The 13,226-nt window shown below is 57.5% G+C and carries 12 protein-coding genes; 11 read left to right on the forward strand and 1 reads right to left on the reverse strand.

Features of this window, described 5'->3' with window-relative positions; genetic code table 11:
* Positions 1 to 135 precede the first annotated feature (135 nt).
* Genes AC13CY_RS11715 through AC13CY_RS11725 form a run of 3 tightly spaced genes read left to right on the forward strand, consistent with a single transcriptional unit; the run spans position 136 to position 4,612 of the window.
* Entirely contained in the window at positions 136 to 1,518 is a 1,383-nt protein-coding gene (locus tag AC13CY_RS11715; protein ID WP_483052546.1) for a YjiH family protein, read from the forward strand.
* A 10-nt stretch (positions 1,519 to 1,528) separates the two neighbouring features.
* Positions 1,529 to 3,157: a 5-guanidino-2-oxopentanoate decarboxylase gene (locus AC13CY_RS11720; protein WP_208596178.1), complete on the forward strand. Its 1,629-nt coding sequence runs from the start codon at positions 1,529 to 1,531 to the stop codon at positions 3,155 to 3,157.
* A 9-nt stretch (positions 3,158 to 3,166) separates the two neighbouring features.
* Positions 3,167 to 4,612 carry an aldehyde dehydrogenase family protein gene (locus AC13CY_RS11725; RefSeq protein ID WP_089675247.1) on the forward strand — a complete coding sequence of 482 codons (1,446 nt, stop codon included), beginning with the start codon at positions 3,167 to 3,169 and terminating at the stop codon, positions 4,610 to 4,612.
* Between the two features lie 67 nt (positions 4,613 to 4,679).
* On the opposite strand, the gene AC13CY_RS11730 is transcribed toward AC13CY_RS11725, so the two are convergent.
* Entirely contained in the window at positions 4,680 to 5,621 is a 942-nt protein-coding gene (locus AC13CY_RS11730) for a DHH family phosphoesterase (protein WP_058578176.1), read from the reverse strand.
* Positions 5,622 to 6,053: 432 nt separating this feature from the next.
* Here AC13CY_RS11730 and AC13CY_RS11735 point away from each other — a divergent pair, with 432 nt between their 5' ends.
* The 8 genes from AC13CY_RS11735 (at position 6,054) to AC13CY_RS11770 (ending at position 13,066) form a co-directional block, all read left to right on the forward strand.
* Positions 6,054 to 6,350 carry a hypothetical protein gene (locus AC13CY_RS11735; protein WP_054641241.1) on the forward strand — a complete coding sequence of 99 codons (297 nt, stop codon included), beginning with the start codon at positions 6,054 to 6,056 and terminating at the stop codon, positions 6,348 to 6,350.
* Positions 6,351 to 6,541: 191 nt separating this feature from the next.
* Positions 6,542 to 7,648 carry a heparan-alpha-glucosaminide N-acetyltransferase domain-containing protein gene (locus tag AC13CY_RS11740; protein ID WP_483052547.1) on the forward strand — a complete coding sequence of 369 codons (1,107 nt, stop codon included), beginning with the start codon at positions 6,542 to 6,544 and terminating at the stop codon, positions 7,646 to 7,648.
* A gap of 29 nt (positions 7,649 to 7,677) precedes the next feature.
* Positions 7,678 to 8,796 (forward strand): serine hydrolase, encoded by a 1,119-nt coding sequence (locus AC13CY_RS11745; RefSeq protein WP_474791254.1) that lies wholly within the window; start codon positions 7,678 to 7,680, stop codon positions 8,794 to 8,796.
* Between the two features lie 55 nt (positions 8,797 to 8,851).
* Complete coding sequence (locus tag AC13CY_RS11750; RefSeq protein ID WP_016915098.1) at positions 8,852 to 9,130, forward strand: peptidylprolyl isomerase; 279 nt, start codon at positions 8,852 to 8,854, stop codon at positions 9,128 to 9,130.
* A 132-nt stretch (positions 9,131 to 9,262) separates the two neighbouring features.
* Complete coding sequence (locus AC13CY_RS11755; RefSeq protein WP_287836579.1) at positions 9,263 to 10,636, forward strand: transposase; 1,374 nt, start codon at positions 9,263 to 9,265, stop codon at positions 10,634 to 10,636.
* Positions 10,637 to 10,681: 45 nt separating this feature from the next.
* The gene (locus AC13CY_RS11760) at positions 10,682 to 11,617 is read left to right on the forward strand and encodes an ABC transporter ATP-binding protein (RefSeq protein WP_289124090.1); all 936 of its coding nucleotides are present in this window, start codon (positions 10,682 to 10,684) and stop codon (positions 11,615 to 11,617) included.
* Positions 11,614 to 12,375, forward strand: coding sequence for an ABC transporter permease (locus AC13CY_RS11765; protein WP_044630024.1), 762 nt, complete (start codon positions 11,614 to 11,616; stop codon positions 12,373 to 12,375). The genes AC13CY_RS11760 and AC13CY_RS11765 overlap by 4 nt, the downstream gene beginning before the upstream one ends.
* 46 nt (positions 12,376 to 12,421) lie before the next feature.
* Positions 12,422 to 13,066 (forward strand): nucleoid-associated protein, encoded by a 645-nt coding sequence (locus tag AC13CY_RS11770; RefSeq protein WP_483052548.1) that lies wholly within the window; start codon positions 12,422 to 12,424, stop codon positions 13,064 to 13,066.
* Positions 13,067 to 13,226: the final 160 nt, after the last annotated feature.

Consider the following 13,226-nt stretch of genomic DNA (forward strand, 5'->3'; position numbering starts at 1 on the left):
GCTGCCTGCAAAAGTGCCCTGCACCAAGCGCCGACCTGACAAGGCGCGGATGACAATACACAGGAAGAGGAGCGGTGCTCCCTTTCAGGACGCCGCCAGCCCACCTCCAATAATCACATCCAATAGGTGAACCGTATGTCACACTCTAACGCGACGCTGGAAGTATCCGCTTCGTCCACGTCGATACCCCGCGCGCATTTGCTGAAGTTTCTGATTCCTTCGCTGATCGGCGTGCTGCTGTTTCTGATCCCTTTTCAGTTTGGTGAGACCGTCAATATCGGCATGGGGCTGATGGCCGATGGCCTGCAGACCCTGCTGGGTGGGGTGCTGCCTGCCATTGCGCTAGGCGTGCTGTGCGTTTCCGTGATGGTGACGCTGTACGTCAAGCTGGCAAAGCCTGCCTGGGCACAGCAAGGCCACTTCAAGGAGATGTTCGATGTGGGCCCCGTATGGATTGCCATGCGCGTTCTGGGGGCCGTCTTCGTCATCATGACCTTTTTTCAGGTCGGCCCTGAGTTCGTGACGGCGTCCTTTACCGGCGGCGTGATGCTGAACGACCTGGCACCGGTGCTGCTGACGTTCTTCTTTTTCGCTGCGCTGCTGCTGCCGTTTCTGGTCGAGTTTGGTTTCATGGAGTTCATTGGCACCATGGTGCGCAAGCCGTTTCGCGTCATCTTCAACTTACCGGGTCGCAGTGCTATTGATGCCACCGCTTCGTGGATGGGGTCGGGAACGGTAGGCGTGCTGATTACTGCCCAGCAGTACGAGCAAGGCTATTACAATGGCCGCGAAGCCTCGGTGATTGCGACGAACTTCTCTGTTGCATCCATTGCGTTTAGTCTGCTGGTGGTTAATTTCGTCAACCTCAACCACCTATTCGTGCCGTTCTACTTTACCGTTGTGGTGTCGGGTTTAATCGCCGCGGTGATTGTCTCGCGGATTCCGCCGCTGTCGCGTAAAGCCGACGATTACTACGAGCCGGTAGGTTGCCAGTTAAGCGAAGAGCGCACCGAAAATGTGGGCCTGTTCCGCTACAGCCTGCTGCAGGCAACCCGCCGCGCAGCGGGCGCACCGGGCCCTAAAGAGTTGGCGCGTTTAGCGCTTCTTAACGTCATCGATATCTTCCTTACGCTGTTGCCGCTGGTATTCGCGATTGGCACCGTAGCGCTGATTTTGGCCGAGTTCACGCCGCTGTTTACCTGGCTCTCCTACCCCATGGTGCCAGTGCTGGAACTGCTGCGTATTCCCGAAGCGCAGGCGGCCGCTCCTGCCACACTCGTCGGCTTTGCCGACATGTTCTTGCCTGCCGTGCTGGCCACCAACATTGAAAGCGAGCTGACCCGCTTCGTGATTGCCTGCCTTTCCATGACGCAGTTGGTCTATATGTCGGAGATTGGTGCGCTGCTGCTCAAGTCGAAGATTCCCATCAAGTTCTGGGAGCTGGCCGTGGTATTCCTGCTGCGCACGGCGATTACGCTGCCGATCATCGCCTTTATGGCCCACACGTTTTTCTTCTAAGGGGCCTGGTATGAACGAGTCAACGACAATGACCTGCGCCGACCTGTTGATCCACCTGCTGCGCGATACGTACGGCGTGCGCGCGCTGTTCGGCATTCCCGGTGTGCACACGGTGGAGCTGTACCGTGGCCTGGAAGGCAGTGAGGTAGCGCATATCACTCCGCGCCATGAGCAGGGGGCGGGGTTTATGGCCGATGGCTATGCCCGTGCCAGCGGTCAGCCGGGGGTGTGTTTAATTATCACCGGGCCGGGGATGACCAATATTGCCACCGCCATGGGCCAAGCCCTGGCGGACTCCATCCCCATGCTGGTGATCTCCAGCGTTAATCGTCGCGATACCTTGGGCTTAGGCCAAGGGCGGTTGCACGAACTGCCCAGCCAGCAGCAGATGATCAGCGGCGTAGCGCGGTTTAGCCACACGTTGCTGGATGCCAGCACGCTACCCGAGGTGTTGGCCCGTGCCTTTGCCGTTTTCAACGGCGCGCGCCCAGGCCCGGTGCATATTGAAATCCCCATTGATCTGTTCAATGCGCCCGTCAGCGTGCCGACTAGCTGGCAAGCGCCCACGCTATACCGCGCGGCTCCCGACCCGGAAGGGCTGGCCGAGGCGGCTCGGCTACTCAAGGCGGCGAAGCTGCCTCTGGTGCTGTTGGGCGGTGGCTGTGTGTCAGCGCCGGAAGCCGCGCGAGCACTGGTAGAGCAGTTGGATGCCCCCACGGTGACAACCATCAACGCCAAGGGGCTGCTGGGTCGTGATCACCCGCTGGACTTAGGAGCTAATGCTGCACTGCCCGCCGTGAGGGCACTAGCCGCTAAGGCGGATGTGATTCTGGCAGTAGGAACCGAGTTGGGCGAAACCGACTATGACGTCGTTTTTGACGACGGCTTTCAACTCAACGGCACGCTGATTCGTATCGATCTTGATCCTGAGCAGCTGGTGCGCAATCAGCGCACCACGCTTGGCTTGGTGGGCGATGCCGGGCGCAGTTTGGAGCTTCTGATTAAGTATTTTTCGGAGACGCAGAAGCGGCAGGGCGGCGAGCGAACCGCTGCTGCTTTGAACACCTTAGATTTGGTAAACGATCCTTCGTTTAGCGATTTCGTTCCGCTCTATGAAACGCTGGCCGACCACTTACCTGACGCCATTCTAGTGGGCGACTCCACCGCCCCGGTGTATGCCGGAAATCATCTGGTCAGTCAGCCTGCGCCGCGGCGCTATTTCAATGCATCCACCGGTTACGGCACCTTGGGTTATGGGCTGCCTGCGGCATTAGGGGCGCAGCTAGCCCGGCCAGATCTACCCGTAGTAGCGCTGGTGGGAGACGGCGGGGTGATGTTTACGCTCTCGGAACTTGCCACCGCCGTGGAAGCCCGCCTGCCCGTGGTCATCGTGCTATGGCACAACGCCGGTTATGAAGAGATCCGCCGCTATATGGATGCCAACGGCGTGGCCCGCTTAGGCGTGGATATTCAAGCGCCAAACTTCCTGACTCTGGCCGAAGGTTTCGGCTGCCCCGGCATGTTGGTAGAGAGCCCCGCTGAGCTTTCCCAGGCACTCGCCAACCGCGTTCCCACCGGGCCGCTACTGATCGAAATTGACGCCGCTGCTTGGCAGCGCGCGTGCTCACTTTCTGACTAGGGTATTCCCATGCAGACACTCAATCATCAGTTCATCAACAACCAGTGGGTTGCATCGAAGGGCACCCGGTTGCTCGATGTGATGAATCCTTATCGCGAAGAGCGTATTGCTCAGGTCACCGCAGGGGATGCGGCAGATGTGGATGCTGCTGTTAAAGCTGCCCAGCAGGCTCAACCTGAATGGCAGGCGTTGGGTGGGGCCGAACGTGCCAACTACCTCGATGGATTTGCTGATGCACTAGAGTCTCGCCGAGAGGCATTGATCATACTGTCGGCCACCAATAACGGTAAGCCACTGGCGGAAGCAGGCATTGACCTAGACGATGCGATTGCCTGCTACCGCTACTACGCCAAGCAGGCCAAAGCGCTGGATGCACGGCAAGGGGAGCAGGTCAGTGTCGACATGGAAGGCGTTGAAGCGCGTACGTATCACGACCCGGTTGGGGTAGTGGGTCTGATTGCGCCGTGGAACTTCCCTTTAGTGACTAGTGCTTGGAAGCTGGCACCTGCCCTAGCGGCGGGCTGCACTGCGGTATTTAAACCTTCAGAAGTGACGCCGCTGCCTGAACAAGTGCTGGCGGAGATCGCGCTGGAAATCGGCTTGCCTGCAGGCGTGCTAAATCTGCTCAATGGTGACGGCGAGGGCATCGGTGCGCCGCTGACTAACCACTCTGGCGTGGATAAAATCTCCTTCACCGGCAGTAACCGCGTTGGCGAAGCGGTGATGCAGGCTGCCAGCGCCCGCACGGCGAGCGTGTCGCTGGAGCTAGGCGGTAAATCACCCATTATAGTGATGGAAGACGCAGAACCCGCCCAAGCCGCTGAGTGGGTGATGGCCGGTATCTACTTCAACGCCGGACAGATCTGCTCTGCCACCTCGCGTCTATTGGTACACGAAGACATAGCCGAAGCGCTTTACGCTGCGCTTGCTGAGCGGATGGATGCGCTGACGCTAGACGACCCGCTAGCCGAAGGAACCGACTTGGGCCCACTGACCAGCGTTAAGCAGCGCGATGCAGTACAGCGCTACATGGATATTGCCGATCAGGAAGGGCTCACGGTGGTACGCGATGGGAAGCACCGCACGCTGCCAGCTCAAGGCTATTTCCTAGCACCCACGCTTTACCGTGATGTGCCGGTAGAGAGCCGTTTGTGGAAAGAAGAGATCTTCGGCCCTGTACTTTGTGGTCGTAGCGTCGCAAGCGAAGCCGAAGCGATTCAGCTCGCCAATGACAGTGACTACGGCCTCGCCGCGACGGTGATCAGCGGCGACCCGGAGCGGGCCAAGCGCATTGGCCGTCAGTTGAAGGCAGGCAGTATTTGGTACAACAGCGAGCAGCTCGTGCTACCCGAAACTGCCTGGGGTGGCTTCAAGCGCAGCGGTATCGGGCGTGAGCTGGGCCCTTGGGGGCTGAGTGCGTACTTGGAAGTGAAGCATGTGGTTGGCGCTGAGTAGCCTGCGTTAACTAAGTAGAGTGGCCGCCAGTAGCGGCCACTCTACTTATGACAGATAAGTACCCGTTTTACCCATCCGCATTAATCTTCTTAACAATCGCCGCCAACGCGCTCTCCGCCTGATCATTATCAACTTGGCAAGTGCCCGCATTCAGGTGGCCGCCGCCACCGTAGCTTAGGCACAGTTCGCCCACGTTGGTGTTGCTGGAGCGGTTGAGGATCGATTTACCAATCGCCAGCACGGTGTTTTGCTGCTTGAGCCCCCACATCACGTGAATCGAGATATTGCATTCGGGGTACATGGCGTAGATCACGAAGCGGTTGGTGGCGTAGATGGTCTCTTCGTTGCGTAGATCCAGAACCACCGCATTGCCGTGCACGGTTGCGCAGCGCTCAATTTGCTCCTTTGCTAACTGCTCATGCTCACGGTAAAGCGTGGTGCGCTCATGCACATCGTCAAGGGCGAGGATTTCATCGATGGTGTGCTCGCGGCAGTAATCGATCAGCTTCATCATCAACTGATAGTTGGAGATGCGGAAGTCGCGGAAGCGGCCCAGGCCCGTGCGGGCGTCCATGATGAAGTTGAGCAGTACCCAGCCCTGCGGGTTGAGAATTTCGTCTTTGTTGAACTGGGCAGAGTCGCCTTTATCGACGGCTTCCATCATATCATCCCAGCGTGCGGGGAAGGCTTCGTGGCCGCCGTAGTACTCCCACACTACGCGGGCAGCGGAAGGGGCGTCTGCATTGATGATGTGGTTGTCGGCACGCTCAACGTTGCGCACGGTCTCGCTTAGGTGGTGGTCGAACGCTAGGTGGCAGCCGGGCACGTAGGGCAGGTTGGTGGTGATGTCGTTGGCATCAATAGCAATCTTGCCATCCTGCATGTCCTTCGGGTGAACGAAGGTGATTTCGTCAATAAGGCCTAAGTGCTTGAGCAGGGCACCGCATACCAAACCATCAAAATCGCTGCGGGTAACTAAACGAAACGTGGATGCTTGTTGGGTAGACATTTATTTTCTCGATACGGTGAACGGTGACCAAAAGATACCAGCAGTTATGTTGGGTTAAAATAAGCCTTTCTAGCCTTGCAACCTTTCTCACCAACGCTTTCGCCCTATGTACCTATTTATTATGTCAAGTTAGCCGCGGTGCGGGGCGGCATGAATCGCTGGGGCTCATGTGCCAAACGTAAACAAGATTTTGCTAATTAAAAATCGCGATTCACCTTGTTTCAGTTAATGAATTTTTTATTAAGTAGTTGAAAAATAGTGTTTATATTTATTTTTGGCATGCCCTGGTATGGCGTCTGCAGTAGTTGGGTAAGAGCGAAAGGTTAGGATGACTCGCCGCTCTTATCGATCGTGAATCTATCGTGAAGACATAACGTTGTTAAATGTTTAACGCTGAATTGAACGAAAGAGTTGCCATTAGGAGGCACGACCATGAAAAAGGAAGCTCTCAAGAAGTTAGGTATCCTGGGTGTATCATTTGGTCTGGTAGCGAGCCCGCTCGCGTTTGCGATGGAAGAGCCTGAAGAGCAGCCCGCAACGCCGCAAGAAGAGACCATGCAGGATGATCAAGGCACCTACAACTCCTACGACACCGAGCAGGAGCAGGGGTCGACTACTGAAGGCGTGACCACCGAGTACGAAGAGGAAGAGCAAGAATTTACTTACGAAGAGGAGGAGGAAGAGCAAGAGCAGTGGGAAACGGAAAAGGATGACACATCCGGCCAGTAAATCCATTTTAGCGAAAGGAAGTCCTTCCCCTCACGCTCACGGATGAGCAGCACAGTGCCCCGCCCATTGCGGGGCACTGTTGTGTTGGGTGAGTGGCAACGTTTAATAAAGCGCAATAGCACACTAGGTGAATAGGCTATGGTAAAAGCAATGTTTCCCTAACACGAACACCCTACAAGGACGTTGCTAACGTGTTTACCTGGCAAGAAGTGCCACGCCTGCCTCGTGCGGAAGGGCGTATAGATGCGATTGATCTCGCCCGTGGTATAGCGATTGGGCTGATGATTCTCAGCCATACGGTGAGTGGGCTGATTGGAATACGCAACGTGCCCGATTGGGGCATGGTGCCCGTCCATTTTCTCACTAAGTTCTCTTCTTCCCTGTTCATCCTGGTCTTCGGGATTGCGCTCACCGTGGCCTTTTTAGCGTCTACCCAAACAGAGGCGTGGCCAAAACGGCGGCTAAAACTATGGGTGCGCGCGGTTGAAGTGTGGTTTTGGTACAAGGCGTTGACGGTCGTCGAGATGCTGCCGTATTACGCCCCAGGCGATATTGTTGATGCGTTGCTTTATCAGCGCTTTGCGATTTGGGTAGAAATCCTCGGTTTTTACGCCATCGCCCTACTGTGGGTGCCGCTGGTACTTCCATTATGGGCACGTACACCGCTGTGGGGGCGGTGTGCGCTTATTATTGGCTTAACCGCGCTCTCCGCTTGGCTGCAGGGGCTGAGCTTTGGCGGTAACGACACCTTAAAAGCGCTGTTGGTAGACCATGAAGACCATTACACCTGGGGCCAGCTTAGCCGTGCGCCGTTAATTTTGGCGGGCCTGCTGATCGGTGAAGCCTTGCTGCGCTGCTATTTTGATACGGCGCTAAGGCGAAAGCTGGTGCTGGCTCTGGTGGGCGTAGGGGCTGTCATGGTCGCCGCGTTCTATGGCTTGGCCTTTGCCGAAGGCGATGTTTCTGCTGCGATGCTGGCGGTGGCGAATAACGACGGCAAGCACCCGCCTGGGCTGAAATTCACGCTGTACAGCGTGGGTGGCGCGCTGGTTATTTTAGGCGCTGCACTCGCTGGTGGAGCTACGGCAGCCAAGGCGCTACGGCCATTAACGATGGTAGGGAGCGACGCGCTCAAAGCGTTTATTTTCCATATTGTGATGATTTTTCTGGTGCTGCGTTTTCTGCTGGAAGGCGAAGGCATTTACACCTATCCACAGGCGCTTGGTGTGGGTGGGCTGTTAATTCTTGGAGCCGCATTGTGGATTTGGCTAACGCGCTGGATTGCCCGTTACAAATAGCCCGCCACTCGCCGCGGTAGGAGGTAAGGTTGCGACATCTTCAACGCTGGCTAGCCGCAGCGCTGCTGTGTGCTTTATTGCCAGCCAGCACCGCGGTATTGGCAAGTACGAACTGGTATTACGAGGTCGATAAACAGAGCCCTTGGCAAGGCGATGTAGATGCGCGAATAAGCGCCATTGAAGAGGTGTTTGGCGGCGCGCTAGGTGTTTATGTTCAGAACCTCGCAACAGGCGAGGCGTACTCCTGGCAGGCAGACGACCCCTGGTATTTGGCCTCGCTGATTAAAGTGCCCGTGGCGTCTCAGGTGCTGGCCGAGCGTCAGGCGGGCACGCTCTCCTTGGATGAACGCCTGATCCTGGCACGTAGCGACTTTGTCGATGGCGCCGGGCCGGTCAACTGGCACGACCCCGGTACGCCCATCTCGATTCGTTATTTGCTTGAGCAAATGATCACCGTCAGCGACAACACCGCCACGGATATGCTGATTGACCGTGTTGGCTTGGATGCCGTGAACGCCCGCGCCCGCCGCATGGTCGCCGCCAGCAACGGCCAGCCGGGGCACCTTGGCCCCATCAGCAAGCTGGTGGAAGTGCGCCAAGGGGTATATGGCCAGTTACACCCCGGGGCTCGCCAGCTGAGTGGGTTGGATTTTATCGCCCTGCGTCAACACGGTGTGAACCAGCGCTCCGCTGCGTTGGCCCGTGTGCTGGGCGTGAGCGAAGAAAGCTTCGGTCAACCCGACTACGACCACGCCTTCGATGCCTACGAAGCCACCGGTGAAAACGTGGGTACGCTGCGTGCCTACGGCGACCTACTGGCCAGCTTGCATCGCGGTGGTATGGAAGAGGTGAATGGCGAACAGCGCCAAACGCTGCTGGCGATCATGCAGCGAACTAAATCTGGCGAGCGGCGCTTGAAACAAGGCCTGGGCAACGAATTCACCTTTGCGCACAAAACAGGCACGCAGCACCGGCGAAGCTGCGATGCCGGTATTGCGTCGCGTGCCTCTCAAGCGGGTGGCGCGGCCAATGGCCCCTGGGTCATCGTGGCCTGTGCTCGTGGGCCGCTCTCGGTGCAGGCCCATGAGCGTGCCCTGGCGAGTGTGGGCGAAGCGCTGCGTTATAGCGGTGCCTTGGGTCACGACTAGCAGCGAGCGTGATAAACTGGCCTACCGTATTGGGTTTTTTATTAAGGAGTTCGTTATGGCTCGCGCCAGCGCCCGTCATATTTTGGTAAGCAGTGAAGAGCAGTGCAACGCACTGAAACAAGAGATCGAAAACGGCCGCGATTTCGCGGATGTAGCCAAGCAGCACTCCAGCTGCCCTTCTGGCCGCCAAGGCGGTGACCTGGGCAGCTTTGGCCCCGGTCAAATGGTGCCGGAATTCGACAAAGTCGTCTTCAGCGGTGAGCTCAACAAGGTTCACGGGCCGGTACAGACTCAGTTTGGCTATCACTTGCTCGAAATCACCAGCCGCACTTAATACCTTTTAAAGGCCGTCATGCATCGCGGCAGCCATGTCGCGGTGCCATTGACATCGCGCTGCGCTGGTTCTGCGCTGTCCCGCGATGTAAGGAGACTATCCCGCGGCCAGGGAGCCGAGAGAGGAAGTGTTATGACCACCGTCACACGCATTCTTCATGCAACGAGTCCGGATCTTTCGCGTTTGCTGGCGATGTGCCGGACGATGGGGTTCATTCGGGCCGACCTTTGGCGCCGGTACGGTGCCCTTGGTACCGTTGGCAAGAGCGCCAGCGCCGTTCGCAAGGAAATAACCCAGGGTGGCTGGCATACAGACTTGCCACTGGATGGCACGGTTCGCGCCGAATCCACTAAGGATGTGATCAACGACATCCTGACCTACAAGGCGGCTGCCAAGCACAAGGTGCGCCGGGCCGTGGCCGCACGCACCACGGACGAAACCGAACGCAAACGCCTCTACACGCTGCTGAAACAGGACAAATGGCTAGAAGATACCTATCTGCATCGCATGATGCGCAAACATTTCAGGCATGGCAAAAGCCAGTGTAGTAACCAGTTCGTCGTCCGTTCCGACAAGCACAGTGAGCGAATCATCGACGGCCAACTGGTTATTACATTGCATCTGTCCAAAAAGGTGGGCGGCAGCATCACGCTATACACCACGACGTCAGGCAAGAACGTCAGCCTGGAAAAGAAGAATCTGCGCGTCATCGTTCGGGAGGGAAAGGTCGAGATCCATTATGCCTACGAGAAACCGCCAGGGCGGCCTCATGGGGACAAGGTAATGGGTGTCGATAAGGGCTACACGGAGGCCTTCACTGACTCGCAAGGCCAGCATCATGGCGAGTCGTTCGGTCAAGTGCTCACTGCGTACAGCCATCAGGTATCCGCCACTGGCAAGGCGCGCAATCGCCTGCACGCCCTGGAAAAGAAGCATCGGGCGGCAGGACGGATCGCTAAGGCCGAACGCATCCGCGCCAATAATCTGGGTAAGAAGAAGCAAGTGGCTCGCCGCCAGCGCACCCAGCAGCACCTTCGCACCATCGCCTATCAGGCGGCTCATACCATCATGGACGAGGCGGCGCTTCTCGCTTCGGAAGACCTGACTCAGCCCATCGCGGGCAAGGTACAGTGGCGGGATTACAACCGCCGCATGAGCCACTGGGCCAAGGGGGTGCTGGCCCAGGCGCTCGACGAAGTATCGCAGCAGCGTGGCACCCGTCACGACATCGTGAACGCCGCCTATACGTCGCAAATGGACTCGATCACGGGACGCCTGGAAGGTGAGCGCCGTGGCGACAAGTTTTACCGTGCAAACGGGGACGTGATCCAGGCGGATGTCAATGCTGCGCGGAATGTCCTGGCAAGGCTTGATGACCCCGACATTACGCGGTACATGCCGCACGGCGAGGTCAAGCGAATATTGTTGGGACGTTTCTCCGGCGCAACTGAGCGTCAAGAGGCCCGAGTTGTTTGCCAGCACGGCATGTCAACCGGGTGCGGATAAATCCTTTTTGGCCAATGATGGCCAAGCTTTAAGGAGCAGTACGCCTTGAACGACCCCATCATTACCATCGATGGCCTGAATAAAACCTACGAAGGTGGCTTTCAGGCGCTCACCCGCGTGGATTTAACCATCCAGCGCGGCGAAATTTTTGCACTGCTTGGCCCGAACGGGGCGGGTAAAACTACCTTGATCAGCTTGGTATGTGGCTTGGTCAATCCCAGCGAAGGTCATGTCATTGTCGATGGCTTCGACAGCGTGCGCGATTACCGCCAAGCCCGCGAGCGGATTGGCCTTGTGCCGCAAGAACTCACCAATGAAGCGTTTGAAACGGTCTGGAACACGGTGAGTTTCAGCCGTGGCCTGTTTGGTAAATCCCCCAACCCCGCCCATATCGAAAAAGTGCTCAAGTCGCTCTCGCTGTGGGATAAACGCCACAATCGCCTGATGACCCTCTCCGGCGGTATGAAGCGGCGGGTGCTGATTGCCAAGGCGCTCTCCCACGAGCCACGCATTCTGTTTTTGGATGAGCCGACCGCCGGGGTGGACGTCGAGCTGCGGCGGGATATGTGGAACGTGGTACGCGGGCTGCGGGACGATGGGGTGACGATCATTCTCACCACCCACTACATTGAAGAAGCCGAAGAGATGGCCGACCGCATAGGCGTCATCAATCGCGGCGAGATCGTGCTGGTGGAAGAGAAAGCCGCGCTCATGAAAAAGCTGGGCAGTAAGCAGCTCACCCTGCAGCTCCACAGTCCGCTGGCAGAATTGCCGCCTGCGCTGGCGCAGGAAGAACTCAGCTTGGCCGCCGATGGCTTTGAACTGGTGTACACCTACGATGGCCGCCAGGAAGAGGAGGGGCGAGGGATCTCTACCCTGTTAACGCAGCTAGAGCAGGCGGGCATCAGCTTTAAAGATCTACACACCCGGCAGAGTTCGCTGGAAGATATCTTCGTGGACCTGGTGAAGGAGCGCTCATGAACCTCTATCCCGTTCGTGCGATTTACATGGCGGAGATGGCCCGCACTCGCCGCACGCTGCTGCAGAGCATTGTCTCGCCGGTGATCTCTACCTCGCTCTACTTTGTGGTGTTTGGCGCGGCGATTGGCTCGCGGATTACCGAAATTGGCGGGGTGAGCTACGGCGCGTTTATCGTTCCTGGTTTGATTATGCTGATGCTGCTGACCCAGAGCGTCTCGAACGCCTCGTTTGGAATCTTTTTTCCCAAGTTCTCCGGCAGCATCTATGAGATTTTGTCGGCGCCGATCTCCTATTTGGAGATTGTCGTGGGCTACGTAGGGGCGGCGGCCTCGAAATCGATACTGCTGGGGCTGATCATTCTCGGCACGTCCAGCTTCTTTGTGCCGCTTGAGATCGCCCACCCGTTTTGGATGCTGACGTTTCTGGTGCTGACCGCCGTCACCTTTAGCCTGCTGGGCTTTATCATCGGCATCTGGGCGGATGGCTTCGACAAGCTGCAGCTCGTGCCGCTGCTGGTGATTACCCCTCTCACGTTCTTGGGCGGCAGCTTCTACTCCATCGATATGCTGCCTCCGTTTTGGCAGAGCGTGACCCTGGCGAATCCGGTGGTGTATCTCGTCAGCGGTTTCCGCTGGAGCTTCTACGGCATTAGCGATGTCAGCTTGGGGGCCAGCGTGGCGATGATTTTGCTGTTTTTGGCGGCAAGCCTTGCCACCATTGCCTGGATTTTCCGCACCGGTTACCGCTTAAAGCCCTGATGCTGAAGTGACCTCTTCGACGTTTTTATAAAGGTAATGCCTGTTTATGCCGCTACTGCAAAGTACTGTCTACCGCCTTGAGCCATCCCTCGACGGCGAACGCTTAAGTGTGACGGCCCCGCCTGCCGAGGCCGCCGCCAGTGACGACACGGTGATGGCCAGCCTAGTGAATGCGCTAAACGACACCTACAACACCAAAGCGAAGGGCTGGGGGCGCTTTGCCGAGCAGGGCGAGCAGGCCGGGCCGCTGTTGGCGTGGCTCACGGCGTATCAAGCCGACGAGCAAACCTTTGCTCAACTGGCGAACGCGATGGCCGAGCGACTGGCCCAAACGCTGCAGGGTCAGCTCTCCGTTGGCGGTTACTTGGTCATTGCCCATCTACAACAGGGCGATACGGAAACGCTGCTGATGGCCCTCATTCACCAACGGGAAGGTATCGGCTTTAACGACGCGCACCAAGCGGTGCCTGCCGCCCAACTGAACACGAGCCAACTCACCCTGGCAGCCCGCATCAACCTGACCCAGTGGCAGAGCGGTGTGGAAAGCACGCAGTACGTCTCGTTTCTAAAAGACCGGGGCGGTAAAAAGCTCGCCGATGGCGTAGCGGCGCTGCTGGGCATGGAAGAGGGCATCGATGCCCCCGCCGAAACCCGCACGCTGCTGAAAGCCTTTAGCCCGAACATTTCATAAACACCCCAAGCAGCAGCCACGAAATTTTCTCGGTTAGCCCATTACGCCCAGATATGAGAATTATTAGTAGTATGCGCGCCAATGTCGCTCTGATGTCATCCAGTCACCGGCCTTAAGTGTTTATTATTCGATCAATTCCAGCGTCCGGGCGAGGGAAGGC

The organism is Vreelandella sp. L-15 (assembly GCF_056857635.1).